25 protein-coding genes, 2 pseudogenes and 1 riboswitch are annotated in these 26,386 nt (G+C 57.2%); of the genes and pseudogenes, 9 read left to right on the top strand and 18 right to left on the bottom strand.

Translation table 11 applies throughout. The features are described from left to right. Positions 1 to 49: 49 nt before the first annotated feature. From ACOYW1_RS02490 to ACOYW1_RS02435, 12 genes and pseudogenes are all read right to left on the bottom strand, one after another. Entirely contained in the window at positions 50 to 2,065 is a 2,016-nt protein-coding gene (locus tag ACOYW1_RS02490) for an LTA synthase family protein (RefSeq protein WP_482421538.1), read from the bottom strand. Positions 2,066 to 2,756: 691 nt separating this feature from the next. Beyond that, positions 2,757 to 3,848 (bottom strand): tetraacyldisaccharide 4'-kinase, encoded by a 1,092-nt coding sequence (gene lpxK / locus ACOYW1_RS02485; protein WP_482421537.1) that lies wholly within the window; start codon positions 3,846 to 3,848, stop codon positions 2,757 to 2,759. A 38-nt stretch (positions 3,849 to 3,886) separates the two neighbouring features. Next, the gene (locus ACOYW1_RS02480) at positions 3,887 to 4,378 is read right to left on the bottom strand and encodes an LptF/LptG family permease (RefSeq protein ID WP_482421536.1); all 492 of its coding nucleotides are present in this window, start codon (positions 4,376 to 4,378) and stop codon (positions 3,887 to 3,889) included. Further along, positions 4,324 to 4,965: an LptF/LptG family permease gene (locus ACOYW1_RS02475; protein WP_482421535.1), complete on the bottom strand. Its 642-nt coding sequence runs from the start codon at positions 4,963 to 4,965 to the stop codon at positions 4,324 to 4,326. Before ACOYW1_RS02475 ends, ACOYW1_RS02480 begins: the two co-directional genes overlap by 55 nt. Next, complete coding sequence (locus tag ACOYW1_RS02470; RefSeq protein WP_482421534.1) at positions 4,962 to 5,504, bottom strand: LptF/LptG family permease; 543 nt, start codon at positions 5,502 to 5,504, stop codon at positions 4,962 to 4,964. Before ACOYW1_RS02470 ends, ACOYW1_RS02475 begins: the two co-directional genes overlap by 4 nt. 64 nt (positions 5,505 to 5,568) lie before the next feature. After that, positions 5,569 to 5,796: pseudogene (locus tag ACOYW1_RS02465) on the bottom strand (LptF/LptG family permease); the annotation flags it as partial. A gap of 8 nt (positions 5,797 to 5,804) precedes the next feature. Beyond that, entirely contained in the window at positions 5,805 to 6,155 is a 351-nt protein-coding gene (locus ACOYW1_RS02460) for an LptF/LptG family permease (RefSeq protein ID WP_482421533.1), read from the bottom strand. Between the two features lie 179 nt (positions 6,156 to 6,334). Next, on the bottom strand, positions 6,335 to 7,000 hold the full coding sequence (locus ACOYW1_RS02455) for a S24 family peptidase (RefSeq protein WP_482421532.1): 666 nt from the start codon (positions 6,998 to 7,000) through the stop codon (positions 6,335 to 6,337). A gap of 149 nt (positions 7,001 to 7,149) precedes the next feature. Beyond that, complete coding sequence (locus ACOYW1_RS02450) at positions 7,150 to 8,148, bottom strand: methyltransferase (protein ID WP_482421531.1); 999 nt, start codon at positions 8,146 to 8,148, stop codon at positions 7,150 to 7,152. Between the two features lie 93 nt (positions 8,149 to 8,241). Further along, positions 8,242 to 9,309 (bottom strand): nicotinate-nucleotide--dimethylbenzimidazole phosphoribosyltransferase, encoded by a 1,068-nt coding sequence (gene cobT / locus ACOYW1_RS02445; protein WP_482421530.1) that lies wholly within the window; start codon positions 9,307 to 9,309, stop codon positions 8,242 to 8,244. Between the two features lie 260 nt (positions 9,310 to 9,569). Continuing rightward, positions 9,570 to 9,845 carry a phosphomethylpyrimidine synthase ThiC gene (locus ACOYW1_RS02440; protein WP_482421529.1) on the bottom strand — a complete coding sequence of 92 codons (276 nt, stop codon included), beginning with the start codon at positions 9,843 to 9,845 and terminating at the stop codon, positions 9,570 to 9,572. Between the two features lie 122 nt (positions 9,846 to 9,967). Next, positions 9,968 to 10,831 (bottom strand): annotated as a pseudogene (locus ACOYW1_RS02435) (phosphomethylpyrimidine synthase ThiC); the annotation flags it as partial. 349 nt (positions 10,832 to 11,180) lie between these two features. Continuing rightward, a riboswitch (cobalamin riboswitch) is annotated at positions 11,181 to 11,406 on the bottom strand. A gap of 527 nt (positions 11,407 to 11,933) precedes the next feature. On the opposite strand from ACOYW1_RS02435, the gene sstT reads away from it, so the two are divergent. Further along, a complete protein-coding gene (sstT, locus tag ACOYW1_RS02430) occupies positions 11,934 to 13,187 on the top strand; it encodes a serine/threonine transporter SstT (protein WP_482421528.1) in 1,254 nt (417 codons plus the stop codon). A gap of 115 nt (positions 13,188 to 13,302) precedes the next feature. Here sstT and ACOYW1_RS02425 read toward each other — a convergent pair whose 3' ends face one another. Continuing rightward, complete coding sequence (locus tag ACOYW1_RS02425) at positions 13,303 to 14,823, bottom strand: DUF1254 domain-containing protein (RefSeq protein ID WP_482421527.1); 1,521 nt, start codon at positions 14,821 to 14,823, stop codon at positions 13,303 to 13,305. Between the two features lie 414 nt (positions 14,824 to 15,237). On the opposite strand from ACOYW1_RS02425, the gene ACOYW1_RS02420 reads away from it, so the two are divergent. Then, positions 15,238 to 15,819: a TetR/AcrR family transcriptional regulator gene (locus tag ACOYW1_RS02420; RefSeq protein ID WP_482421526.1), complete on the top strand. Its 582-nt coding sequence runs from the start codon at positions 15,238 to 15,240 to the stop codon at positions 15,817 to 15,819. A gap of 14 nt (positions 15,820 to 15,833) precedes the next feature. Then, complete coding sequence (locus ACOYW1_RS02415) at positions 15,834 to 16,304, top strand: pyridoxamine 5'-phosphate oxidase family protein (RefSeq protein WP_482421525.1); 471 nt, start codon at positions 15,834 to 15,836, stop codon at positions 16,302 to 16,304. 36 nt (positions 16,305 to 16,340) lie between these two features. Here ACOYW1_RS02415 and ACOYW1_RS02410 read toward each other — a convergent pair whose 3' ends face one another. Next, positions 16,341 to 16,865, bottom strand: coding sequence for a lipocalin family protein (locus ACOYW1_RS02410; protein ID WP_482421524.1), 525 nt, complete (start codon positions 16,863 to 16,865; stop codon positions 16,341 to 16,343). A 117-nt stretch (positions 16,866 to 16,982) separates the two neighbouring features. Between ACOYW1_RS02410 and ACOYW1_RS02405 the strand changes: the two genes are divergently transcribed. The 4 genes from ACOYW1_RS02405 to ACOYW1_RS02390 all read left to right on the top strand — a co-directional run bounded on the left by ACOYW1_RS02405 (position 16,983) and on the right by ACOYW1_RS02390 (position 21,287). Next, positions 16,983 to 17,987, top strand: a complete 1,005-nt coding sequence (locus ACOYW1_RS02405; protein WP_482415025.1) for a helix-turn-helix transcriptional regulator — start codon at positions 16,983 to 16,985, stop codon at positions 17,985 to 17,987. A 158-nt stretch (positions 17,988 to 18,145) separates the two neighbouring features. Further along, on the top strand, positions 18,146 to 19,171 hold the full coding sequence (locus ACOYW1_RS02400; RefSeq protein WP_482421523.1) for a methyltransferase family protein: 1,026 nt from the start codon (positions 18,146 to 18,148) through the stop codon (positions 19,169 to 19,171). 15 nt (positions 19,172 to 19,186) lie between these two features. Beyond that, a complete protein-coding gene (locus ACOYW1_RS02395) occupies positions 19,187 to 20,455 on the top strand; it encodes a TonB-dependent receptor (protein WP_482421522.1) in 1,269 nt (422 codons plus the stop codon). Between the two features lie 16 nt (positions 20,456 to 20,471). Further along, the gene (locus tag ACOYW1_RS02390) at positions 20,472 to 21,287 is read left to right on the top strand and encodes a TonB-dependent receptor (RefSeq protein ID WP_482421521.1); all 816 of its coding nucleotides are present in this window, start codon (positions 20,472 to 20,474) and stop codon (positions 21,285 to 21,287) included. Between the two features lie 55 nt (positions 21,288 to 21,342). Here the strand turns inward: ACOYW1_RS02390 and tdh are convergent, their stop codons facing one another. Both tdh and ACOYW1_RS02380 read right to left on the bottom strand, forming a co-directional pair. Then, positions 21,343 to 22,380, bottom strand: coding sequence for an L-threonine 3-dehydrogenase (gene tdh / locus ACOYW1_RS02385; RefSeq protein WP_482421520.1), 1,038 nt, complete (start codon positions 22,378 to 22,380; stop codon positions 21,343 to 21,345). A gap of 211 nt (positions 22,381 to 22,591) precedes the next feature. Beyond that, on the bottom strand, positions 22,592 to 23,770 hold the full coding sequence (locus ACOYW1_RS02380) for a glycine C-acetyltransferase (RefSeq protein ID WP_482421519.1): 1,179 nt from the start codon (positions 23,768 to 23,770) through the stop codon (positions 22,592 to 22,594). A gap of 553 nt (positions 23,771 to 24,323) precedes the next feature. On the opposite strand from ACOYW1_RS02380, the gene ACOYW1_RS02375 reads away from it, so the two are divergent. Together ACOYW1_RS02375 and ACOYW1_RS02370 are read left to right on the top strand one after the other, a co-directional pair. Further along, positions 24,324 to 24,785: an Lrp/AsnC family transcriptional regulator gene (locus ACOYW1_RS02375; protein ID WP_482415020.1), complete on the top strand. Its 462-nt coding sequence runs from the start codon at positions 24,324 to 24,326 to the stop codon at positions 24,783 to 24,785. Between the two features lie 112 nt (positions 24,786 to 24,897). Next, positions 24,898 to 25,386 (top strand): flavodoxin family protein, encoded by a 489-nt coding sequence (locus tag ACOYW1_RS02370; protein ID WP_482421518.1) that lies wholly within the window; start codon positions 24,898 to 24,900, stop codon positions 25,384 to 25,386. On the opposite strand, the gene ACOYW1_RS02365 is transcribed toward ACOYW1_RS02370, so the two are convergent. Further along, complete coding sequence (locus ACOYW1_RS02365; RefSeq protein WP_482421517.1) at positions 25,383 to 25,754, bottom strand: VOC family protein; 372 nt, start codon at positions 25,752 to 25,754, stop codon at positions 25,383 to 25,385. The genes ACOYW1_RS02370 and ACOYW1_RS02365 overlap by 4 nt on opposite strands. A 68-nt stretch (positions 25,755 to 25,822) precedes the next feature. Beyond that, complete coding sequence (locus tag ACOYW1_RS02360; RefSeq protein ID WP_482415017.1) at positions 25,823 to 26,305, bottom strand: DUF6115 domain-containing protein; 483 nt, start codon at positions 26,303 to 26,305, stop codon at positions 25,823 to 25,825. Positions 26,306 to 26,386 lie beyond the last annotated feature (81 nt).

Below are 26,386 nucleotides of genomic sequence, written 5' to 3'. Positions count from 1 at the left end.
AGGCGACACGGTCATCCGTGTCGCCTTTTGTGTTCTCATGTCACCATGATCAGGGCGCCAGCCCGACCATGGTGTTGGCCTTTGCCGGAAGGGCATCCCCTTTCATGATCCGCCACCACCCCAGGGCACGCCAGCTCTGCACAAGCCGTGACACCTCGCCGGTGTCCGGAACCTCGGCCTCCTCGGCGTAGGGCAGATGCTCCACACGGCTGCCGGAGATCATGTACCCGGGGGTCACCATCATGCCCCGTCCGATGCCCACCTGCCTGCGATCCGGGTCCAGCATGCTGGTGCCCAGGCTATGATAGGCATGACCCTTTGGGGCCGCCAGGTCGAGCAGGGTCGGCATGATATCCAGGTGACTCCCTGCCACCTGCTTGGGGATGGGAACCCCGCTGAGAACCTCTTTTCCGTACAGCACAAAGGGGACACTGCGGCTCTCGTAAAGGGATGGGTGTTCGTTCAAAAATTTCCGTGACCAGTGGTCCCCTGTAATGGCGAACAGGGCCTGGGGAAACCTCTTTTCCGCTGCCCGGACAAACCGCCCCAGCTCATGGTCCGCGTACCACAGGTGACCAAAGGTGGCCAGGGGGATCTTTCCATCGTACACCTCCGAAAGTTCAGGGGGAATCGCCTTTAAAGGAAAGCCCTTGCCGTACACGTCTATATCGTAAGGCGGATGGTAGGAGGTGGAGAGGATCAGGTTAAAGGATGGTGTCTCTTTATCAAGCTGTTTCAAGATAAAATCGAAGAGGTCCCCGTCATCCACGCCCCACTCGTTGCCCTTGAGCCAATCGCCCATGTGGTTGCCGCCGTAGCACGCATCAAACCCCTGGTTCAGGGCGAAGTCCTCAAGGCGCTGCCAGGAGAGATAGCCTCCGTAAAACAGGTTGGTCTCATATCCCAAATCTTTGAACTGAGGAGCCATGGAGGTGGGAAACGGTTTCTGGGCTGCGGGCTGGTAATTGGTGATAACCCCCACATCGGGGAGCCCCGTCATGATGGCGGACAGGGAGACCATGGTCCCGCTGCTCGCGGAAATAAAGGATCGTACCTGCATCCCCTCTTTCCCCAGTCGTGCCAGCTCAGGCATAAGGTTCAGGGAGCGGTACCGCTCAAGGGTGGACCAGCTGTCCATACTCTCCATGACAAAATAAAAAATATGCTTAGGCCGCTGTGCTGCCGCCCCCCGGCTGGTCCGGGCCATGGCAGCGCCCAGGGAATTTCCGGGGACTTCGCCAAAGAGGGAGCTCACAGCCCCTTGCATATCTCCGTCCGGCAAAATGCTCTCAAGGCCTGCCGCGCTTGCCACCTTCTTATGGTGCTTTACGGTGTAGCGAAGGGCGGACCAGGGGTTCAGCACCATGCGGTTCAAAAAGGAATCCCGGGTGACGGAAGCATCCTTCAGCTGCACCGGCCTGCTCACAACCGAGCCCCGTCCGCAGAAGGTCACGATGCAGAGCATACAGGCCACGGTCACCGCTTTCATGGGCAGAGATTTGCCAAGATAAGAGAACCAGGCATCCGGAAAGACAGGTGTCTTGATAAACCTTAAGGCACATTTCAGGGCCAAGAAATAAAAAAGAACCGTTGCCACGGCAATGGTCACCACAGGGTAGCTGGTCCACGCCGACTTGATCACAGCACCAAAATCATCGTACACCGCCCCGAAAATCCACTGGTTAAAGGTGTCCTTGTATTCGGTGACGAACATGAAGTTCACCGAAAAGACAACGGCGTTCAACAGCAGGGCGATGCGGGCCATCCATGCCCGCACCACGGCAGCGCCCCTTGAGACATCCGCAAACGCACACAAAATCGAGGTAAGAAAGGTGGGAATCAGAATCAACACGGACACGCGGCCGTCAAACCGGAGGCCACTGAAAAAAGCAAGGATATAGTCTGTCAGGCCGATGCTTCCAGTCACGGCATCGTGAAACATCACAAGGACAAACAGACGATAAAGTTGCAAGGTAAGGATCAACAAGAAAAGCAGCTTCATATCCTTCTGCAACTCAACACAAAACGCCTTCCACGACAGGCGCAACTTCCTGGGGTACTGCATACAACGTCTCCTGCAACACACCGATACACATTTCCATGCTCCGCTCTTATTTGTAAGAAGCGGCAGCAGACTTCGGTTATCTCGGCGCGATTTCTTTGTATGATCCTGCCCAAAGCCCTGGGACAGGATCATCATTCGGAGGCCTATTTAATACATTTACCCGCAGAATTAAAGCCATTTCTCCGTTGTCAGTTCCCATCGACCACCTGCGACTGGGTTGATAAAGCCACAATGCCTCCTGCCGAACAGATATGCTGCGCAGGGTCCACATAAACGCTATGACACCCTTGGGGATGATGGAAAGGCCGTACGGATGGGTCATGGGATGAATTAAAAAAGGAGGGGGGAAAGACAGGAAAAACCGGGAAAGATGCCGAAGGGGAGCCGCTCCCACACGAACTCCCCTCCGGCGTTGACATAGAATCGTCAACTAGGTCCATAGCACACAACAAGGGGTTTTCACAGCATGAAAGCGTATTCGCCATGCGATTACCCCCGGATAGACCTGTGCGAAGAGAACCCCAAAAGAAAGAGAGGCGACCGGAAACAGCAACATCGAACCGTTGTAAGCATCCGGCCCCCGTGCCGATTCAGGTCTCCCTCAGCGGGGCGCTTTTTGAAAAATCATGGCCTGGATGCGGGGCAAAAGAATTTCCCAACAAAGCCGGAGCCAAAAAAGCGCTACCCGTATTTATTGACGAATCAGGGATTCTAAAAGGGCGGTGACGGCAGGAAGGTCCTGATTGAATTCGATGGAAACCATGATGGTGGCAAGGGGCATGGAAGCCATGGTTCGCACCTTGACCCTGTCCTTGTCCGTGGTAAGCAGAACGGAGGCACCACAGGATCTGGCTCGGGCCTCCAGGGCGGCGACCTCCGCCTCGGTGTAGGAGTGATGATCGCCAAAAAAACAGCGTCCGGCAATGGTCACACCGAGCCTTTCGGCCCCCTCTTCCACGGCATGGTTCTTGGCGATGCCGGAAAAGAGAAATACCGGCCCCAGTTCATCCGGGCTAACGGGACGTCCCGTGCCGTCCACAAGGGAGGCCCGGTGGGAGGACGAAAGCACGGGCAGAGAAGCGACCATGCCCCTCAACTCCTTGGGCAGATGGCCTGAAAATCCATGGACATCCCCTTGGCCTGCGCGGGTTAACACAACAGCGTCGGCCCAGGAAAGGGCGGACAGTGGTTCACGCAAGGGTCCCCTCGGCAGGACATGGCCGTTTCCAAAGGGGCGGCTGCCATCGGCAAGGAGGATATTCAGGTCCCGGGCCAGGCGGATATGCTGGTAGGCATCGTCCAGGATCACCACATCGGGCCGAAACCGATCGCAGGCTTCCATGCCTGCCGCGACCCGATCGCTGCCGATGACCACGGGCACACCGGGAAGCTGCTCGGCCATCATCACCGGCTCATCACCGGCCTCATGGGGGGAGAGAAACACAGCGTCTCCGTCGGAAACCACGGCCCCCCTTTTGGAAAGGCTCCCGCCATACCCACGGCTCACGATGACCACCCCGGCCCCTTTCTGTTGAAACCACCGGGCCGCAAAAAGGGTCATGGGTGTCTTACCCGTGCCCCCGGCGGTGAGGTTGCCGATGGCCACCACCTTTGCAGGCAGGCGTTTTTCCTCCAGTAGCCCCTTTTCATAGGCCGCCCGCTTGACCCGCCCCAGGGCGCCGTACACCTTGGAAAGCCCCAGAAGGGCAAACTTGGGTGAAAACGGTGAGGTCCGCCCATCGTCTTCAAAGGCACGTTCAATGTAATCCATCATAGTCCCCATACAATCACTCGTTTCCCTTTACGAAACCCAGGTGCCCGTCACTCCACGTCCTGCAGCAGGAGTCCGCCCCCGCAGAGGAACACCACATCGGCGGCCCATGCTGCAACAAAGGGTGGCAGCATTTCGCCGTACCCCAGGGAGAGGCAGAGGCTGTAGAAGACCCAGAAGAGAAAGGCGGCGCATATGCCGATGCCCACGGACACAGGGATCCCTTCATGACGCTCCCGCGTGAGGGCAATGCCTGAGCCGATCATCACCATCATGAGGCAAAGCAGGGGGAAGGCCATCTTGGCGTGAAAATCCACCCGGTAACGGGTGACATCGTACCCCTCTTTTTCCATCTTCCGAATATACTCCCAGAGGTCGAAAAAACTCATCTCCCGGGCCTGTTTGACCACGCTGCCCAGGTCCTCGGGCATCACCCCCACCATGTCGATGGCGGCCGACACATACTGTGACCGCTGACCGCCGGACTTCACGGGTTCCTGGACAATGGCATCCTTAAGGGACCAGCCCCTGCCCGTATACACCCCGGAGGCGGCGTCCACCCGGGCGCATGGTACAAGCGCGCCTCATCGGCAAACCGGGTGATGGAGACCCCGGACAGGGTCTTGGTGGCGATGGTGTAATGCTTAATGTAGATGATCTCCCGACCGTGCCGCAACCAGATGTTGTTTCCGTGGGTGGTCTGGATATTGCGTTTTTTGATCTCCACCATGCGGATATAGGTGGCCTTGTTCAAGGCCACGGGGACCAGGGTTTCCGCCAGGATAAACACGAGGAGGGTCAGGATGATACCCGCCCACGCCAGGGGCTTCACCAGCTTCCAGGCGCTGATCCCACCCCCCATGAGGGCCACCACCTCATTGTTTCTCCGCATGAGCCCGAAGAGCACCACGCTGGACAACAGGGCACACACCGGGGTCATCATCACGATGATCCCCAGGTTCCTCATCACCACGAACCCCACCCCGTCCAGGAGGTTGTAGTTCGCCCTGAGGAACTTTGAGATCCACGAAAGGTAATCAATGGCCACCACCAGAAAGAAGACCACCACCTGGATCATGGCAAAATACTTGAAAAACTGTTTCAGAACATACCGCTGGATGATGTTCATGATTGCCCTCCTTTCCGGAAGGGCCCGATAACCCGGCGTACACACGACAGAATCAACCCGCCCAGCACATCAAACCCCAGGGTCTTCTCCCGGGAGACCCGCACCAGAAACACCAGGCCCGCACTTCCCATGACCACGTTGCCCATCCAGAGGGCCAGTTCCGGCGGAACCGCCCCGGACTTGCCCAGGGACCATCCCGATGCATGCATCACATAATAAAGAAGAAAACAGACAAGGCCCAGCCCCATGCCCGAGCCCTTGCGGGAAAAAGCACTCCGAAGCCCTAAGGGAATGGAGAGGATTCCCAGGGTCAGGGCCGCCAGGGCCAGGGCAAATTTTTCGTTGAGCTCCATGATGGCCGTATCGGGATTGCGCCCCGCCTTCTTCTCCGATGCGATATGGGCGGAAAGCTCCGACAGGCTCATTTCGTCCCGGGCCTTGCTTCCCAGCTTCTTCTTGGAGCTGAGCTTGCCGAAATTCACCCGGATGTCGTAGGTGGAAAAGGCAATGGCATTGACCGACCGGTTCTTCAGATTCACCTGCTTGTACCCCACCAAGGCGCAGGGTCAGTGTTTCAGCCTCTTTGGAGAAAAACCTCACCCCCCTGGGGGCAGATATGGCCACCTCACTTTCGGGGTTCCGGGTGTCCCGGATAAACACACCGTGGAGGCTCTTGTCCTCAGGGTTGATGCGCTCCACATAGAGCATCACTCCGTCAAAGTTGGTGTTGAAGGTGCCCTCTTTCAAGGAGGCGTCCACACCGGCGGAGGCGATGTTCACCACCATTTTTTTATAGGAGTAGTTCCCCCAGGGGACACCGTAAACCGTCACGCCCAGGGTCAGCAGAGGGCTAATTGCCACAAAAAGGCCCCCACCGGGTACAGGATGGCGGAAAGCCCGGCGCCGCCTGCCTTGATGGCGACAATCTCCCGGTCGGCGGACATGCGTAAGAGGGTCAGCAGCACCGCCATCATCACGGACATGGGCAGGGTGTACTGCATCATTACAGGAAGGGTGTAGCCCACCATGGCAAGAACCGTGGAAAGACTCGCCCGGTAATTCACCACCAGGTCGGTGATGTCGATGATTTTGGTCAGGAGAAAGACAAGGCTGAGAAAGCCCAGGCACAGTAAAAAAGGCTGCAGCAGCTCTTTCAGAATGTAGCGATTGATAATGGTAATGGAGGTCACCTATCACTGGTATAAAAAGACAAAAAAGCGCCTCCGGCGGCCCTGCCGGAGGCCAAACTTTTAAAAAGTTTGATAAACAGGTTTCAAAGGCTCATTCGGTTTATTGAAGCGGATTCGGCTGTGAAGCCAAAGGCGGAAGCTTTGTGATAGATCAATTCATGCCGGAGGCGGGCTGCTGTTCATGACGCGTGCATGCCCAAAAGATCCCGGGCCACCCAGACCACCTCCCCGATCACTTCAAAACCGGTCAGATCGGCCAGATAGTCCACGGCTTCGGCCTTGTTGTCGGAGAGCACGCGCACGGCAGCCCCTTCCGTATAAAGTCGCTTGACCTTAATGGCGTCGCCTTCGCGAAAGGCAAAAATGCCCCCTTTAAACCGGCCCTCCTCCCCTGTTCGGGAACGGTCCACCATGACGGTATCCCCGCTTAAAATCATGGGGGCCATGGAATCACCGGCCACATCAAACAGCACCAGGGACGACGGGTTGCCCTTTTTCCGAAGCCAGATTTCGCCAAAGGGACAGGTCTCAAGCACCTCGGCCGTGGTCTCAAAGGAGCCGCCGCCACCGGACAAGGTGGCACGGTACTTGGGAATGTAGACCAGGGCGTTGACCATGCCGGCGCCCTCTCCCCCGGTGTACCCATTCAAAAGCCAGGTGATATCGCAGTCCAAGGCCTGGCAGATCCTGAAAATGGCATCAATGGTGGGGGATGTGCCGCTTTTCCATGATTCAAAGGCACCGGTCAGGCCCACGGTGCGATCCAGCTCCCCCAGGCGCCCGCCCCACTCCCGCGCAACCAGTTCCTCCAGATTATGGAGAAACACGTCTCTGTTCCACTTCATAACCCCACTCTTTCACCGCCCGGGGCGCCCTTGCACCCCGCCGGTCCAAGGACCATTGCCGACGCACGGCCCCGGGGCTTCCCAAAGCCTGCACGTGTGACGTAAGAATGCCCGAATCATAGCCAGAGGATGACGGGTTGTAAAGGGTTTCAGGGCTCACATTTTCGTGCCAGAACAGCGCAGGATCCCGACGGCAGGGCAAGGTCCCCGGCAAAAACAAGCCCGGCCGCCTCGACCATGGCCCGCATCTCACCGGTGGTGTACACTTTCCCGTTGTAGGTGTTCAGCATCATGTGAAGGTCGTACATGCCTCCTGCCTCGCCTCGGTCCCGGTAAAAATCATGGACCACCAGGGTGCCGCCCTGGGCCAGGAGCCCGGCAGCACGCCGAACGATCCCCAGGGTCTCCTCGTCCCCCTGGCAGTGCACCAGGTTGGAGAGCAGAAGAAGATCGGCCCCTTCACAGGCGGAAAGGTCCCAGCTCTCATCCAGCAGGTTGACGCTGGAAAGGGTCACTCGGTCAAAGGCTGAATGACTCGCCTTGGTCTCGCCAAAAATCCCCACCACATCATCCAGGTCGGCAAGGGAGCCTCTCCAGCCGGGATGCCGTTCCAAAAAGGCAAGACTGTAAGCCCCGGAGCCAAAACCCAGCTCCACAAAGAGGCCCTGCTCGTTGTCCGGCCTCACCACCTGCCAGAGCTCAGCCGCCCGGATGCGGGCTGCCTCATCCATGGCCTCGATGTACTGGGCCAGGTCTTTTTTGTACTCTGCCTCGCTCTTCTCCGATGCGGCGTAGACACGTTCGCCTTGCTCCAGGGTCTTTCCCAGGAGAGCCCAGGAGTCGTAGAGCCGTTTTTCAAAGGCCAGGGTACCGGCCATGGGATGGGGCGCATCTGCCCCGAAGAAAAGCGCCCCTTCCTCGGAGACCCTGATCCCCCGCGGGGTCTCTTCCAGAAGCCCCAATACACACAAGACCGCAAGGGCACGGGCCCCGAAGGATGGGTCCCACCCCACCTTGCGGCAGAGTTCCTCTGCCGTCACAGGTTCAGCGCCCACGATCTCGAACACCCCGGCGTCAAAGGCTGCCTCAAGCAACCGATACTGGCGATACCCCGTGAGCACGTTTTTGAACTTCAAATACGGTGTCATCTCACCCATCCATTTTCCAAAAATCACATACAAAAATACCCCTGCATGGCGTCATGCAGGGGCATCGTATCACAACCGGTTACAAAAATAACATTACCCTTTGGTATGGGGATCCTTGATGGCCACCTCGTCAAAGGTGAGGACATCGGCCAGGATGCGGGTGGAGGCGTCCAGGAGCTCCATGGTCAGGGCCGCCCCTGTGCCCTCGCCCAGGCGAAAGCCCAGGTCCAGGAGGGGATCCACGCACAGGTGATCATGCATGAAGGTGTGCCCCACTTCCACGGAACGATGGCTGGCAAAGAGGTACTCCTTGGCCGTAGGGGCCAGATCCCCTGCAATCAGGGCCCCTGCCGTGGAGATGAACCCGTCGCACACCACCGGGACGCCGTGGGCCGCAGCCCCCAGGACAAGCCCTGCCAGGGCGCCGATTTCGTAGCCGCCCACCTTGGCCAACACATCCACGGGATCCTTGGGGTCGGGCTTGTTCACCTCAATCCCTTTTTTGATCACGTCGATTTTGCGCTGAAGGGCTTCATCGTTGATGCCCGTGCCCCGCCCGGTAAGGTCTTCCACCTTTTCCCCGGAGAGCACGGCGATAATGGCCGTGGAGGGGGTGGTGTTGCCGATCCCCATGTCCCCGGTGCCGAGCATGTCCAGCCCGCCTTCGGCCACGAGTTCGTCCACAATCTCAATGCCGGCCTCAATGGCTGCCACAGCCTGCTCACGGGTCATGGCCGGCCCTTTGGTAAAGTTCTCGGTGCCCCTGGCCACCTTTTTATGGATGATGGGAAGAGACGGATCAAAATCGGCCTTGACGCCGATGTCGGCCGCCAGGGACTCGGCCCCGGCGTGCTTGGCCAGCACGTTGATGGAGGCGCCCTTGATCACGAAGTTGTGGACCATCTGCTCGGTGACCTCCTGGGGAAACAGGCTCACACCCTCCTCCACCACGCCGTGGTCTCCGGCACAGGTCACCACCACCTTCTTTTCGAGCTTCACATCGATTTTACCGGCAATGGCTGCAAGGCGGGCGGACAGGGGTTCCAGCACCCCAAGACTCCCCTGGGGCCGCGCCTGGTCGGCCAGGCGGGCAAGGGCAAGCGTCTCAATCCCGCGATCGATCCCCACAATGGAACCGATGGTCTTTTCGAGCAATGTCATTCAGAACCCCTCCTCAATCAATCCAATCAAAACATGCGCCCCCATGATGCCAGTGGTTGGAGACATGGCACCATGGGGACCAAATGGTCGTTCGTAACAAATCGTCTTTGTAGCGATTCAACTTGCCTCCGGCGGGACCACCGGAGGCATTGTAAGCTGAATGGCTACACGTCAATAACCCGTACCGTTGATCACGGGCGCAGCCCGTCAGCGAATGCGACAACCCGAGGTACGAGGGCTGGAGCATTCGCGAACCTGGGTTACCCCTTGTAGATCTTGTCGCCTTTGATGTCGGGCTGGAAAACCTCCATCCCTTTTTTCATGGCGCAGAAGTCGCCGCACATGGTGCAGGTGTCTTCCTGCTCGGGGGTGCGCTCTGCACGGATGGACTTGGCCACCTCCGGGAAGAGCAGGTGTTTTTCCAGATCGTCCCAGCGCATCTCGCGACGGGCCATGGCAGCCAGCTTCTCGGTTTCGCGGCGGTTGGGGTACTTGGCGATATCTCCGATGCGGGTGGCAAGGCGGGTGGCGCGCACACCCTCACGCACATCCTGAACCGTGGGCAGGGCGGATCCTGGCGGGGGTGATGTAGGTCAGGGTCTGCGCCGAAGCGGGCGGAGCTGGCCGCGCCGATGGCCGCCGTGATGTGATCGTACCCGGCGCCGGTGTCGCAGGGGATGGGGCCGAGGACGTAGTAGGGGGCGTTGCCGCTCATGCGCTTTTCAAGCATGATGTTGCCCTCGATCTCATCCAGGGGCACATGGCCGGGGCCTTCCACCATCATCTGGCAGCCCATCTCGCGACCCAGCTCGGCCAGCTCGCAGTTGATGATCATCTCGGCCATCTGGGCGCGGTCGTGGCTGTCGTGGATGGCACCTGCACGGATGCCGTTGCCAAGGGAAAGCACGGCGTCGTATTTTTTCATGAGGGCACAGACGCGGTCGAACTGCTCGTAAAGGGGGTTTTCACGCTTGGTGGCGTCCATCCAGGCCACCATGAAGGTACCGCCCTTGGAGGCAAGACCACCGTACCGGAAGCCCTGGGCGCGGAGGCGCTCAATGGTGTACTGGTTGATGCCGCAGTGGATGGCCATGAAGGAGAGGCCGTCGTCGAGCTGCTGCTCAATGAGGTCGAAAAGGTATTCGGGGTCGAGCTTGGAGGGATCCTGATACTTGCGCCCGGTCTCCTTGAAGGCCTGATAAAGGGGCACGTTGCCCAGGGGAAGGTTGGTGGCTGCCAGCACCTCGCGGCGGACAAGGTCCAGGTCCCCCCCGGCGGAGAGTTCCATGAGGGTATCGGCGCCCTCTTCCTCTGCGGCCAGGGCTTTTTCAATCTCGCTCTTGATGTCGCAGATATCGGAGCTGGTCCCGATGGAGGCGTTTACCTTGGTACGGAGGCCGGTACCGATGCCCACGGCAGGGCCTTTGTGCTTGGGGTTGTTGGGGATAACGATCTCCCCTTTGGCCACCAGGTCACGGATGACCTCGGGGGCATGCCCCTCTTTTTCGGCAACCTGCTGCATCTGGGGGGAAACCACGCCCTCCCGGGCCAATTCAATCTGGGTCTTGTCTACAGCCATTGTATCTCTTCTCCTTACAAGCATATCGGCGGACTCATAAAATAAAGTACCGCCACCATGATTCGTTCGGCCACCGACTCCGACGGCGCCCCGGTTCCACCCGGGAGATCACCCGATGCCGCCATGAAATCCGTCTGTCGAAAGAAAGCAAGGAGTACGAACAGACAGCGCCGGAATTTCATGATCATTCCCACCGGCACCAACCCGTGCCGGTGAAACGCACCGATTTCAGGCAATAAAAAAAGGGCTCTGAGGTACATAGATATACCTCAGAGCCCTTTGCCATCGAACTCGGTCACGTGAGTCTCATGCACGTCTTCTGACTTCCGGGGTAAGAGCTCCCGCCGCGCCTTCCCGCCCCCCTTCAGGAGAGGCAGTGACCGCTGGCATCTCTTCACATGATGAGGAGAAACCAACCTGCGCCGGGCCACCCGGTTACAGCGGCGGGACCGTCACGGATTTTCACCGTAGTTCCGTTTGCATGACACCGTATGACAAATTGAATGTGTACCCTGTTACCGGGTACTGTCCATCCTCTACACGAAACCGGCAAAGGGCGTCAAGGGGAAAAAACTCCGACGTCAAGGGTAGCGAAAAACACCTTGAGGGCGGTGTGAAGATGCGCTTTGCCCATCAAGGCCTTAAAAAAAGCATTCATTCAAAGAGAACGCTCAAGAAACGTTCTCCAAGATTTCAAATAGTTGGCACAACTGTTTTTACGCGTTCTTTCACTTTATTCGAGCACCTTGGTGTACCGGCTGTTTCAGGGCATACCAATAGGCTTCCCAAATTTTACGACTCCCCCAAAAGGGATTCCAGTCTCACCGCCCCATGTTCCCTCACAGCTCCATTTGGCCTTTATTTTACAATGTTGAAGCTCCTCCTACCTACATTTCGGCCTCAGATTCATGAATGCGTAAAAACATAACGCCCTCGTTACGAATAAGCCTATATGGAAATAAAATATTGACATATAAGCGATATTTCCCCTATGAAATGGTGATAGTGGAATTAAGGAATATTTAACCAACTTTGGGGGAAATTCATGAATCAAGTGACAGGGATTTTTAAAAAAATCGCTTCGGGAAGCCTGGTACTGCAGATTGTGATCGGGATCATTGCAGGTGTCATCCTTGCTCAGGTATCACCGGATACGGCAAACTCCGCAGGCCTGTTCGGCAGCTTGTTCGTCAAAGCGCTTAAAGCCGTTGCACCCATCCTCGTTTTTGTCATCGTCGCCTCTTCCATTGCCAACCAGAAGCGCGGCACCCACACCAACATGCGCTCCATCATCGGTCTCTACCTGGTGGGAACCTTTATGGCGGCACTCGTGGCCGTCACCTTGAGTTTTCTCTTCCCCACCAACATGACCCTGGTGGCCACAGACACGGCAGCCACACCGCCCAACGGTATCGGGGAGGTTCTCAACACCCTTCTCTTCAAAATCGTGGACAACCCCATCAACGCCCTGGCTACGGGGAACTTCATCGGCATCCTTGCCTGGGCCATTGCCCTGGGCATCGCCTTCCAGCATACGGGTGAAGCAACCAAGACTTTCCTGCACGACGTCTCCAACGGCGTCTCCAGCATCGTCAAGCTGGTTATCCGGTTTGCCCCCCTGGGCATCTTCGGCCTGGTCTCACAGACCATCGCCACCACCGGCTTTGAAGCCCTTTCCGGCTACACCCACCTGCTTCAGGTTCTTTTGGGTGCCATGCTCATCATCGCCCTCATCGTCAACCCGGCCATCGTCTTCTTCATGACCCGGCGCAACCCCTATCCTCTCGTGTTCACCTGCCTGCGTGAAAGCGGCGTCACCGCCTTCTTCACCCGCAGCTCCGCGGCCAACATCCCCGTGAACATGGACCTGTGCAAGCGTCTCGACCTCAACGAAGACACCTACTCCGTCTCCATTCCGCTGGGTGCCACCGTCAACATGGCCGGCGCCGCCATCACCATCACCGTGATGACCCTGGCTGCCGTCCACACCCTGAACATTCAGGTCGACATGGCAACGGCGCTTCTGCTGAGCATCATCGCCTCCGTCTCCGCCTGCGGGGCCTCCGGTGTGGCCGGTGGCTCGCTCCTCCTGATCCCCCTTGCCTGCAGCCTCTTCGGTGTTCCCAATGAGATCTCCATGCAGGTCGTGGCCGCCGGTTTCATCATCGGCGTCATCCAAGACTCCGCTGAAACCGCGCTGAACAGCTCCACCGACGTGCTGTTTACTGCTGCAGCGGATCTTAACGCCCGAGGCACCGCCGCAACTGAAACCGAAACCGAAACGGTTGCAGCCGCATAAGCTTCCGCACTTAAAAAGACAACACAAAGGGCCCCATGGGAATCGTTCCCGTGGGGCCCTTTTTTTGGCGGCTCATTTTTGATCGGACCCGGCTCAGCGGGGTACCAGGGGACCGTTAAAGGCTCGACGACTCAACCAGTTCAGGATCTCCGGGCTTCCAGGTTTTGTCGTAAAACGACTCCAGGGGGCCGTAGAGACGCAAAATCGTGTTCCACCCCTTGCCCGGCACGGTCTGGATCCAGTTATTCTCCTGGCCTTTGGGCGGCTTCGGGCTGAAGTAGATATCGTATGATCCGTCCTTGCGCTGCTTCAGGCCCTTCCGAAGGTTGTCGATGCCGGGAAAACGCTGGTCGGTCTGCAGCATGGCGCGGGTCTGGTTGTCATAGAGGGTAAAGGACCAGAAATTCTTGGCCGGTACGTCTTTGGGAAGGTTGATCTTGTAGGTCTTGCTTCCGTCAAGGGCGTTGCCATCCTTGTCGAGATAGGCAATGGCGTACTGCGAGCCCTTGCCCACGTTCTTTTTTGCCATGGCAGGGGTGATCCCCGTGGCATAAAAATGCATGTACACCCGGGAATCCAGCAACCGGGCACCATCCAAAAGAAAATCGTAGCGCCCCTTGATAAAGGGGTTTGTCCAGACACGCTCTCCCGGATAAAGGTAATGGCGTTGATCCCGGGGCACGGCCGTCAGGGCCCGTGCCGTCACCGAACCGATCTTGGCGGCATCGGTGAGAATGTTCTTCATGCGCTCGTCCGGTGCGAACTCTTTTCCCTTTTTAAGGCCGATGGAGGCAAGGAGCCCACGGATTTCAGGGTCAAGCCCTTGCACGGGTTCGGCCTGGATCTGCGCGTCGATCTCCTCCCAGAAATGAAAATCCATGCTGTGGATGGTGTTGTGGTAGGTACCGGATACATTCACGAATGCCATCTCCGGAGGGTTGCCCTTTTTTGACAGGGGGTAGATCCGAAACGCCTTTCTGGTTGCATCCACAGCCGGTTTGGGCGAGCCATCCACCTGAAATCCCCGCCAGATCACCCAATGCCCGTATGTGTCTGACCTTACCACATGGTACCCGTTCGGCACGTCCTTCCTGTAACCGGGCGGTACGATGAGCAGTTTCCCCCCCTCACCCTTGTCCGGGCCCGCGTTGCCGAAATCCACGACATAGTGAAACCAGGCATCGTTGATGAACCCCAGCACATTGGGCGGAGTCTCAATGACCATGGGCTCCTCACCAAGCTCCATCCAGGCCGCCATATATACCGACACGGTGTTCGGGGTCAGCCAGAGCGCTTTGGAGTCCATGAGATCTTCGAAGAGAAGGGCCGTGCTGTTTGCCGGTCCAAATGCCAGAAGCCCTTTTTCCATGGCATACATCGAGGCAATGGGAATGGTGGCCAGAAAGGCCTGGGTCGCACGCTGGAGATCAAGCTGGTCGTAGACCTTTTGGATCGTGGGCGCATCGGGAACCCCATCAAAACCGGTGAGCACCCCGATGGAGGTCTCCAGCTTGTCCGGCGTGGAAATGCCTGCGGGCACCTCGGTGGTCATCTTCATGGCAGCCTGCCCGTCCGAGGGCAGCCCAACCATGGTACAAACAAACAACAAGGCGAAAACCGGCAACTTCGTGCTCATGACGTTTCTCCTTGATTCATGGGGTTATGGGTCGTTTTTTCCTTTCCCGTCGCCCTTGGGGACACGGTCATACCAGTGAGGTTAAGCATGATAAGGCGAGGTTGTGACGGGCGGCATGGGGGAGACAAACTCAGAAGGGTTTATCATTAATTCAAGGCATATACACTCAGCAAGTATCTCACAGGCGCATTCACAGAGTCCAGCGCAATCTGTCCCTTCGTTATAGGGAAACACTGGCCATAAAAAGCGTGTCCCCTGTTATATGATGCTGTTTCCTGCCCCTCGGGTTTTCGGTGTACCCATGGCTGCTCCCCCCCACCTTTTTCAAAAATACTCTCCACTTATCCTTGACTCTCAGCAAACCACCATGCAAACATACCATACCGTATGGTATCAAATAAAAGGAGAGCGGCTTTGAGCAACCCACAGAACAACGAGAAGAAAAAGGCCAGGCGCAGCGCCGTTGAGTTGCTGGACGCCGGACTTAACCTCCTTGCGGAGCACAGTATTCAGCAATTGACCATTGATGCCCTGTGCAACACCCTGCATGTCACCAAGGGGTCGTTTTATCACCACTTTAAAGGCCGAAGCGACTACCTGGAGCGCATGCTGGAGCATTGGGTGGAAAACTGGACGGTGGAGAATATGCGACTGGCAAACACCGCGGGCAACGCGGTTGCGCGCTTCGATGCCATTGTGGAAAGCTCCAACAACCTGCCCCATGGCCCTGAAACAAGCATTCGGGCATGGGCACAGCGGGATGCCCTGGCCCTGCGATTTCTGGAGCGGGTCGATGCCATGCGCATGGATTACCTGTTCAACATCTTTTTGGAAGTCTCCGGTGATGCCGACAGGGCGCGCCTCCTGTCCCGTATCGGGTATTCCCTTTTTGTGGGCACGCGCATGGTGGCGCCTGCCATTGCCGGAGACGAGCGGGACGCACTCATCAACCTGGTGAAAAACGAACTGTACCACCTGCCAGCAACCGGCACCTGAAAACGGAGGAAACCATGAAACCTGAAATCCCCTGGTCGGACGTCGTATCCCTTTTCGGCAAAGTCACCCACACAGCCATCGCAACGGTGGACCCGGACGGCAGTCCCCGCGTCTCTCCCATCGGGTCCGTTCTTTTCACCGGAGAAAAGCAAGGGTACTACTTCGAAAAATTCCCCGAAAGCATGAGGCGAAACCTGGATCAGGACCCGCGCATGAGCATCTTGGCTGTTGCCCCGGGTTTCGGATTCTGGTTGAGCGCTTTGTGGAGAGGACGTTTTAAGAGTCAGCCCGCCATACGCCTGGTCTGCGAAGCCGGAGCACGCCGCGCGGCAACAGATGAAGAGCGCCAGGCCTGGCTGGATAAAGTTCGCCGGTTTCGGCACCTCAAAGGGCATGACATCCTGTGGAAACACATGAGTGAGCTGCGGGAGTTTACCGTGGTGCGTATCGAACCTGTGGAGCTGGGAAAAATGAACCCATTATAAGACCGAGCTGCCGGGACCGGTGAATCGCCCCCCCTTTCACCTTGAGGCATGGTTCACATAAATCAGCTCATCCGTGTTGAAGCCGAGGGCCTTTGACGTTGACACAAACGCATTCAGCACCTCCTCATCGACCGTCGGGTGTCGAGAGAGCAGCCAGAGGTACGAGGTATCAGGGCCGCAGACAAAGGCATACCCGTAATTGTCTTTGTCCAGGTGAAAGATCACGTAGGACCCGTAGAACGGTCCGAAAAACGAAACCTTCAAATACCCTTCGCTGGGCCTGCCCACCAAAAAAGCCTTGCCCTCGGCTTCCTTCCACTGATTTTTCTCCGGTAAAAAACCGCGATTTATGACCTGTACGCCGCCATCTTCACGCATGGCATACTCTGCTGTGACCTGCTCCATTCCCCGCTCAAAGGAGTGGTCCAGCCGGGCAATCTCATACCATGTCCCCAGATACCTCTGGAGATCAAATCCCTGGACAGGCACCACCGGATCAGGGACACCCAGGCACCCGGTAAGAGTAAACAACAGAGCACACACCCAACCAAGCTTTTTCATGTCGATTCCTTTCCCCTGAGGGTCCATGGATTGGCCTTGACAGATCCCTTTCACATGGCTAAACTCTGCTCCATTCAAAAAAAGTTAGTCTAATACAATTTAATTTGGCAATACACGATGACAAGCAGTAACACCCACATCTCCCTGTCCCCACCGGAACAACACCATACCTCGGAAAAGGAACCGGCCCTTCCCGAAGGCATGACCCTTCAACGCGTTGAGTTACGCCGGGGCCTTGACCTCATCCTTGTGGAAGGAAAACCCCTTCAGCCCGGCTCCCTTACCATGGAGACCGGTGAGGTGCCCTTTGAATTTTCCTTTCATCTTTCCGGCCACACGCACTACACAGTCAACCATGACAAAGGAGAACTCTGTTTCACTGGGCATCCGGGCCTGGGAGTCGCCTCTGCCTTCCCCCGCTCACACGCCACCATGGCGTTTGCGGCAGATCTTCCCATTCGCATGGTAGCCCTTCACATGACCCCCGCTTTTTTCCGAGACTACCTTGAAACACCCAGGGAGACACCGGGATACCCTGAATTTGACCAGGCCATGGATCAGGGCTCTTTTCCCCATTGTTTCAAAACCATCCCCGCAGACCCCGCCATGACCGTTGCCGCATCCCAACTCCTCCATTGCCCTTACAAGGGCATGGGCAGAAAAATGTTCTACGAAAGCCGGGCCCTTGATCTCATTGCCATGCAACTTGACGCCTCAGCCCCCCCTTCCTTTGGCAAAGGCTTGGCACCGTTCACCCCCCAGGAACTCGACCGGATCCAAAAAGCCCAAGCCCACCTGTCCCGCAATCTTGAAAACCCTCCCACCCTGGCAGAACTGGCCAAAACAGCCGGAATGAATCACACAAAGCTGAACCGCGGGTTCAAGGAGGTATACGGCACAACCGTATTCGGATACCTGCGAAGGTACCGCTTGAGCCGCAGCCGCACCCTCATCGAATCCGGAGAGATGAACCTCTGTGAAATTGCCTATGCCACAGGGTTCAGCAGTCCCAGCCACTTTGCCAAAGCGTTTCTCAGCCATTTCGGCATCCAGCCCAGCCTTTACCTCAAGCAGGTCATGGCCCGGCAGACCATCTCCCTTCCCCAAGGCCCTCTGCCATAAAGCCTCTGACTCTCCATCCCTCAACGCCCCATACATGATCGTGAACTCCGACAAATTCAGCAAATGACACCATACGTTCCGGAGATGTTAGTCTGCACGCAATTTTCTCGGCAGAATAAAAACAAAATCTCACTCGTATCATTGATGAAAGGAATCACATGGAGTCTCTTCCAAACACAGATGTAAGCTATCGTCCCCTCTACAACCTTGCCATGGGTCCCCTTAAGGCAGCCTTCCTCAACATGGCCCTTGAGCTCTCTATCTTTGATGTGCTGAGTGCTCCCGCATCACCGGAATCCGTTGCCCATCAGCTGAACACCCATTCCACCAACACACGCAGGCTCTTGGATGGCCTTACCATCCTGGAGCTTCTGGAGAAAAAAGAGGGGACTTACCGAAACACCCCCTTGGCGAACACCTTTCTGGTCAGCCACTCGCCCCAGTTTATCGGCCCCCTTCTCACACAGACACAAAACCCCGACATGAACCCCTTAGAAGCATTGAAAGCACTTGTTGCCAAAGGGCCGGAAGCCCACCCATCCCCCATGGACATGACCGATGAAGCCCTCTGGGCCGAAGAGGTCAAGGCGTCCTCCGGATGGGTTTTGGGTGGTGTGGGAAGCAGGATTGCAACCCGCATTGCCGACCTGCCCGGCTTTGAGGACCTGAAAACCTTCATGGACATGGGGTGCGGCCACGGCGTCTTTTCCCTCTATCTCCTGGAACATATCCTGGCAAATGCCACGGGGGTACTCATGGACCGCAAGGCCGTCCTTGAAGCGGCAAAGCCCCTCATCGAATCATTTGACGCCCAGGACAGGATCTCTTATCGGCCCGGGGATTATCTCACCGACGACCTTGGCCGGGGCTACGATCTCATCTTCGCCAGTGCCACCCTGAACTTTGCCCGGGGACGCATGGACCACATGCTCACAAAAATCCACCAGTCCCTGAACCCGGGCGGATATTTCGTCAGCTTTCAGGATGGCCTCACCCACGAGCAGACCCGGCCCGATACCATGCTCGGGGCCATTATTCCCTGCATGATGATGGGTCTGGATTACTGCTTCGACCAGGGAGAGATCGCCGATGCCGCCCTTCGGGCCGGTTTCCGCCATGTTCGGTCCCAAACCATGGAAACCCCCATCGGCAAGATGGAACTTGATATTGCCCGAAAAGCGTAGCCCGAGGAGACACAGATGAAGCATTCGTTAAAATATGCCCTTCACGCCCTGGTGATCCTGGCTCTGACCTGCCAGGCAGGAACGGTCATGGCCCAGGCCGAAAGTGGCGCTGAAGAAAAAACGCACCTTGAAGCCATGGTGGTAACCGCCGAAAAGCGCCGGGAAAACGTTCAGGATATTCCGGTCAGCATCACGGCCCTGTCCGGAAATGAGATTCAAGACGCAGGTCTTTCCGACATCCAGGGAATGTCCCGGCTGGTCCCCAACCTCTACATCGCCAACTGGGGAATCCGGGGTACCTCCTATGCCTTTATCCGGGGCATCGGATCGGTGAACAACGAGCCCGCCCTGGGGTTTTACGTGGACGATGTGGGCTACATGGATGCCCGAAGTTTTGATACCCAGCTCTTTGACATTGAGCGCATCGAAGTGCTTCGTGGCCCCCAGGGGACCCTCTACGGACGCAACTCCCTGGCCGGTGTCATCAACATCATCACCCGAAAGCCGGATAACGAAACCCACGCAGGCCTGGAATACACCCTGGGCAATTACAACCTGAATCGGGGTCATGCTTATCTGCGGACACCGCTGGTAAAAGATCGACTGTTTCTGGGGCTGAGCGCAGGGGGCGAGTCACGTGACGGTTACTTTGAAAACAGTTATCTCGGAAAGGATGTGGACAGCCGCAGGTCGCTCAACGGCAGGGGATTTCTTCGCTGGCTGCCCAGCGACACCCTGGATGTCTCCCTGGGTTTCAACGCGGAGCAGCTTCGGGACGGGGCCTTCCCTCTGGCCAAGCTCAAGGACCTTGACACCGACTCCTCCAAGGTGGCCTTTGACAATGAGGGCACGTACAACCGGGACAGCACCGCCACCCACCTGAAGGTGGCCTGGCAGCTGCCCTGGTTTGACCTTACGTCCGTCTCGGCGTATCGAGACTACGAGGACGAGGCATCAAACGATCAGGACTTCACGACCTACCCCATGATCACGTCCCATGAAACCATCGACGACAAGGAGTTCTCCCAGGAACTCCGACTGGCATCCAGGGATGAAGAAAACGCACGTGTGAAATGGCTGGCTGGTTTTTACGGATACAAAAAAGACAAAGACCACCTGATGGCCCTCGATTTTGCCCCGGGCATGTACCCTGTCCCCGGAGCTGTCCGTCGGCTCACGGACTCCAATGTCACCACAACGGGCACCGATCTCTTTGGCCAGGCCACACTCCGGGCAACAGAGCACCTTTCCGTCACGGCGGGCCTTCGGTATGACCACGAGTAGCCAAATAGACCACACCATGGATACCACCTCAGGTGGCACCACCCTGATGCACAGCAGCGTCGATGCGTCGGACACGCAGGATGCATGGCTGCCAAAGCTGCAGCTTGATTACCGATGGACACCGGGTCTCATGACCTATGTCGGCGTATCAAAGGGCTATCGAAGCGGAGGGTTCAACACCTCCCACCTTGACCCCAAGGACCTTACCTTTGACAGCGAGTTCAGCTGGAACTACGAGACCGGCGTCAAATCCAGCTGGTTTGATAACCGGCTCACCGTTAACGCGTCCCTTTTTTACATTGAGTTGAAGGATCAGCAGGTGGTCCAGCTCCTGCCTTCGGCCGACACGGTGATCCGAAATGTGGGTGAGTCACGGAGCATGGGGGTTGAGGTGGAATCCAGTGCCCTGCTGGCCCCGGGCCTGACCCTGGACGCCGGCTTCGGGTATACCGATGCCGAATTCAAGGACTACAAAGACAATGTCTCCGGTGCCGACTATACGGGAAACGAAGCCATGATGGCCCCCTCGTACACCTACAACCTGGCCCTCACCTACAGGTGCCCCATCAACCACACCTGGGACGCCTTTACGCGTCTTCGACGCATGCATGTCTTTTACTGGGACACCGCCAACACCATCAAAGAGGAGGACTATGAACTCGTCAACCTCAGCATGGGCTTGGAAAGCGAGCGGTACGACATTGTCCTCTGGGCGAAGAACCTTCTGGATACCGACTACCGCGTGGTCGCCTTTGAGTTTCCCGGATCTGACCCCGTGGGACAGTCCGGCGATCCCCTCACCGCAGGGGTCACCTTCAGGGCTCGATTTTAAGTTGCGGCCCGCCGCTTTCAAGGTGAGCCGCCTTGAAAGCGGGTTCACCCGACGGCTACCACTCCAGAATGACCTTCCCGGATTCCCCCGAGCGCATGACATCAAAGCCTTTCTGGAAGTCGTCGATGCCAAAGCGGTGGGTGATCACAGGGGAGATATCCAGGCCGCTCTGGAGCATGCTGCTCATCTTGTACCAGGTCTCAAACATCTCCCGGCCGTAGATGCCTTTGAGCTTGAGGCCTTTGAAGATAATCTGGGACCAGTCCACGGCGGTCTCCGGGGGCTGGATGCCCAGAAGGGCGATGTTGCCGCCAAAATTCAGGGCGTCGAGCATGTCACGGAAGGCCTGGGGACTTCCCGACATTTCAAGACCCACGTCAAAGCCCTCGCTCATGCCCAGCTCGGTGATGGTACCCGGGATGGAGCCATTGCTCCCGGAGACGTTCACGGCCCGTGTGGCTCCCATCTTCCGGGCCAGGTCCAGGCGATAGTCGTTCACGTCGCTGATGACCACATGGCGTGCCCCGGCGTGCCGGGCGATGGCAACGGCCATGATGCCGATGGGCCCGGCCCCGGTGATGAGCACATCCTCGCCCACCAGGTCAAAGGAGAGAGCCGTGTGGGTGGCGTTGCCCAGGGGATCGAGGATGGAAGCGGTCTCATCGCTGATGCCATGGGGGATCCGAAACGCGTTTACAGCAGGCACGGCAATGTACTCGGCAAAGCAGCCGGTACGGTTCACGCCGATGCCTTCGGTGTTGCGGCAGAGATGCCGTTTTCCCGCCTTGCAGTTCCGGCAGTAGCCGCAGGTGATGTGCCCCTCGGCAGACACCCGATCCCCCGCCTTGTAGCCCTCCACCTCGCTTCCCACCTCCACGATCTCCCCCACGAACTCATGGCCGATGACCATGGGGGCCGGCACCGTCTTTTGCGACCACTCGTCCCAATTGTAGATATGGATATCGGTGCCGCAGATGGCGGTTTTCTTCACCTTGATCAGAATGTCATTGTGACCGGGCCTGGGAACCTCAACCTCTTCCATCCAGATCCCCGGTTCGGGCTTTGCCTTGCTCAACGCCTTCATTGTCTCCATCGCTCACCTCATCTCCTTGTAAACGTTAAAAAACGCCTCCGGCGGCCCTGCCGGGGGCTAAACTTTTGAAAAGTTGAACAAACAGGCCCCAAAGCCATATTTTAAGTTTGCGCCAACATAAATACGGATATGATTTGACCCGAGGAACGAGGGCAAAGCGCATTCGTAACCAGCTTTCAAGGTGGCACACCTTGCCGCCGAAGGCTTGTTTTTATTCAATGATATGCAACGCTTTGCCCACGTTTATAAAGGCGGCGATGGCCTTATCCAGATGGGCTTTGGTGAGGCCTGCGGACATCTGGGTGCGAATGCGTGCCTTGCCTTTGGGAACCACCGGAAAGCTGAACCCGATGACGTAGATGCCTTCGGGGGTGGCCATACTGGCCAGGGCAGCGTCTCCGAGCATCACGGGGATGATGGGGTGGTTTCCGGGGACGAGGTCAAAACCGGCCTCTTCCAGGGCGGCCCGGAAATACCGGGTGTTTTCTTTGAGGGTGTCGATGAGCTCGGAGCTGGATTTCAAAAGGTCAAGGACGGCGATGGAGGTGGCGGTGACCACAGGAGCCAGGGTATTGGAGAAGAGATAGGGGCGGGAGCGTTGCCGAAGCCAGTCGATGACCTCTTTTTTTCCAGAGGTGTATCCGCCGGAGGCGCCCCCCAGGGCTTTGCCCAGGGTGCCGGTGATAATGTCCACCCGGCCCATGACCCCGCAGAGCTCATGGGTGCCCCGGCCAGTGTCGCCGGTGAAGCCCACGGCGTGGGAATCGTCCACCATGACATAGGCCCCGTAGGCATCGGCCAGATCGCAGATGGAGGCGAGGTCTGCAATGGTTCCGTCCATGGAAAAGACCCCGTCGGTGGCGATGAGGACAAAGCGGGACCCTTTGGCGGCTTTGAGCTGGGCTTCCAAGTCTTCCATGTCGTTGTTGGCGTACCGGAACCGTTTGGCCTTGCTGAGGCGCACCCCGTCAATGATGCTGGCGTGGTTGAGGGCATCGCTGATGATGGCATCCTCAGGCCCCAGAAGGGTCTCGAAAAGACCGCCGTTGGCGTCGAAGCAGGAACTGTAGAGGATGGTATCCTCCATGCCCAGGAACTCGCTTAGGGCAGCCTCCAGCTCTTTGTGGATATCCAGGGTGCCGCAGATAAACCGAACGGAGCTCATGCCGAACCCGTAACGATCCAGGGACGCGTGGGCCGCGTCGATGAGCGTTTGGTTGTTGGAGAGACCCAGGTAATTGTTGGCGCAGAGGTTGATGACCTCACGGGGCCCCTTTACGCTGATCTCAGCCTGCTGCTGAGAGGTGATGACGCGCTCCTCTTTGTAAAGCCCGGCAGCCTTCAGGGCCTCCGTCTCTTTGGCAAGGTGCGTAAGCAGTTCCGTCTTCATAACATCCCCCATGGTTGGTTGAGGCAAATAGAACAGACCCCTTCTCGCATCGAAGGCTTGTGATGATGCCCACCCGGTTAAACAGAAAGGGCCCTGTACCGGCCCCATGGAAAGCTGGAGCCCCCGTTATCGGTCCATCATCGCCTGATTATTGTCAAAACATACTCCTTGTGGGTTGTCAATTAAATTTTGACCCAAAAATTACCCATTACGCAAAATACAACCGTGAAAAATCTTCAATCATGAATTTTGCGTTAACAATTTTCGCATTTCTCAATCCGCAGGCATTTTCACCAGTAACGCCCCGACATGTGGTGGCGATACCAGGGACACCCGGCACAAGAGAACCAACAACAATGCAAAACGAATCCGGCCCGTCCTGAAAAAGGAAACCCAGGGGTAACAAAAAGAGTTGTGCAGCGATATCTTCGTGGGGTAATCAAGGTATATTCATCAGGCGGCAGAGGTGTTGCAGAATCCGAAGGCATGGGCCAAAACGGCGACCGTGTTGCCCGGTGTTTCTCCCTTCCACCAGAACCAAGGAACAAACCATATGTCAGAGCGAAGTTTCCAGACGGACCATATCGACAGGGCCATCATCAAGGCATTGCAGAAAAACGGACGCGAATCGTACAAGAACATCGCAAGGGAGCTTGGGGTATCGGACGGTACGGTGAGGCTCCGCGTAGAAAAAATGATCAGGAACAACTACTTGAAAATAAGCGCGTCGGTGGACCCGCTCTTTTTCGAAAACTGCATCATGGCCCAGATCGGCCTCAATCTCGAAGAACCTGCCAACAAGGAGGTGATGGAACAGATCTCACGTTTTAAGGGCGTTCAGTCCGTCAACAACGTCACCGGACGCTACGACCTTGTCATTGAGGTCTTTGTGGACTCTCGCAGCGAACTCAGAAAATTCCTCATCGAAGACCTTGCAACCGTCAGCGGCGTGAGGGGAACCGAAAGTTTTGTCTTTCTTGAGGCCATCAACAAATGGGCCAGTATTTCCGATTAATGGCCCCTGTTCATTCCGTGCATGACGCCCACCGGCTTATCTGATAAGGAATAGAAAGAGATATTAACAGGCTAAATAACAGCCTGAAACCATCAGATACCGGGCAAAGAACATGCGAAACACATTACTCGTATTTTACTCAAGAACCGGAACCACCAAGGCACTGGCAGAAACAATCCGGGCGCGGCTGAACTGCGACATGGAGGAGGTCTTTGACCTGAAGAATCGGAGCGGCTTTTTCGGGAATCTCATGGGGGGCTTAGACGCCTTGTTTCAGAGGCAGACTGCCATCAGCAAACCGTCCAACGATCCGGCAAACTACGACCGGATCATCGTCGGAAGCCCGGTGTGGTACGGCAACCTATCCCCTGCCATCCGCACCTGGCTAACCCGGAACGCCCCTCTCGCCAAGGAATCGGCCGCAGGATTCTTCTGCACCTTTGCGGGCAAGGGGAATATCAGGGCCGGGAAAAAATTCAGCGGCCTTGCCATGGCAAAGAATCCGGCCCTGCTCTGCGTTCAAAACGGTGAAGAACACGGCATCACCCAGGACAAGGTGGAGGCGTTTGCCGAGGATATGGAGAGGAAATACCCGGGTTAACCTGTCTCCTCGATAAACCCAAGCACCACGCCGTTGGGGTCTTTGACCAGCAGCAGCCGTAATCCGCCGGGCAGGGTTTTGGGACTCTCAAGTCCCGACGCGCCTATATCCAGAAGCCGGGCGTGGGTGGCCTCGATGTCGTCCACGTGGAAGGTCAGGGAGACCGAACAGGCGGCATTGGTCACAGGAGGGTCGGTGGCCCGCTTGATAAGCTCCACCTTGACGCCCGAAGGGTCTGTCAAAAAGGCCAGCTCCACCCCGGGGGACGGGGTCAGGCGACTGCTCAGCTGAAAATCAAGGGCCTCGGTGTAGAAGTTCACCGAGGCATCCATGTCGTCGGTTCCGACGGTTACAAACGCTATCTGCATGAAAAACCCTTTTGCATCAATCCATCCCTTAAAAGAGACGCTTCAGCCTGTTGTGGCCTCCCGCGGCCTTACCTGCCGCCCCGGAGTCCCACCACCAGGGCCACTTCCCCTTTGGGCAGGGTGAGGCGTTCGGCGATCTCGTCCACGGAGAGCCCTTTGGCGGCAAGCTGAACGATTCTCTGGCGGGATTCGGAGATGCGCTGCTCTGCGTTCTCTTCTTCGACGGCGGTCTGTTGTTGACGAGCCATGAGGGCATCGGCACGGTTCAGGTGTAATTTCAGGGAGGCGATGCGCTTTTCCAGGCCCTGGTTCAGTTCAGTGACTATGAGGCGTTTTTCGGCCACATGCCCGTCAAAGGCGTCGGCCACGGCCTTGGCCTCGGAGAGCACGGGTTCCAGCAGGGAGAGCACCCGGGAATGGGCCGCACGCACGGACTCAGCCTCCAGGCGTTGCCGTGTGCGCCGGGTCTGGATCAATTCGGACAGGGCCAGTGCCAGACAGGCAGTACCAAGGCCGAAGAGCAGAAAAGCCAGCATCGTATACAGAGTCATGGACGTGTCCCCCTCTCCTGAAGATCCGTGCTGAAAAAAAACATGGCGAAACATCTCGCGAACCAAACACAAAGGGCCGAC

The sequence above is a fragment of the Desulfoluna sp. CYM3A genome (assembly GCF_056829965.1).
This window is presented reverse-complemented; position numbering and strand designations above follow the sequence as displayed.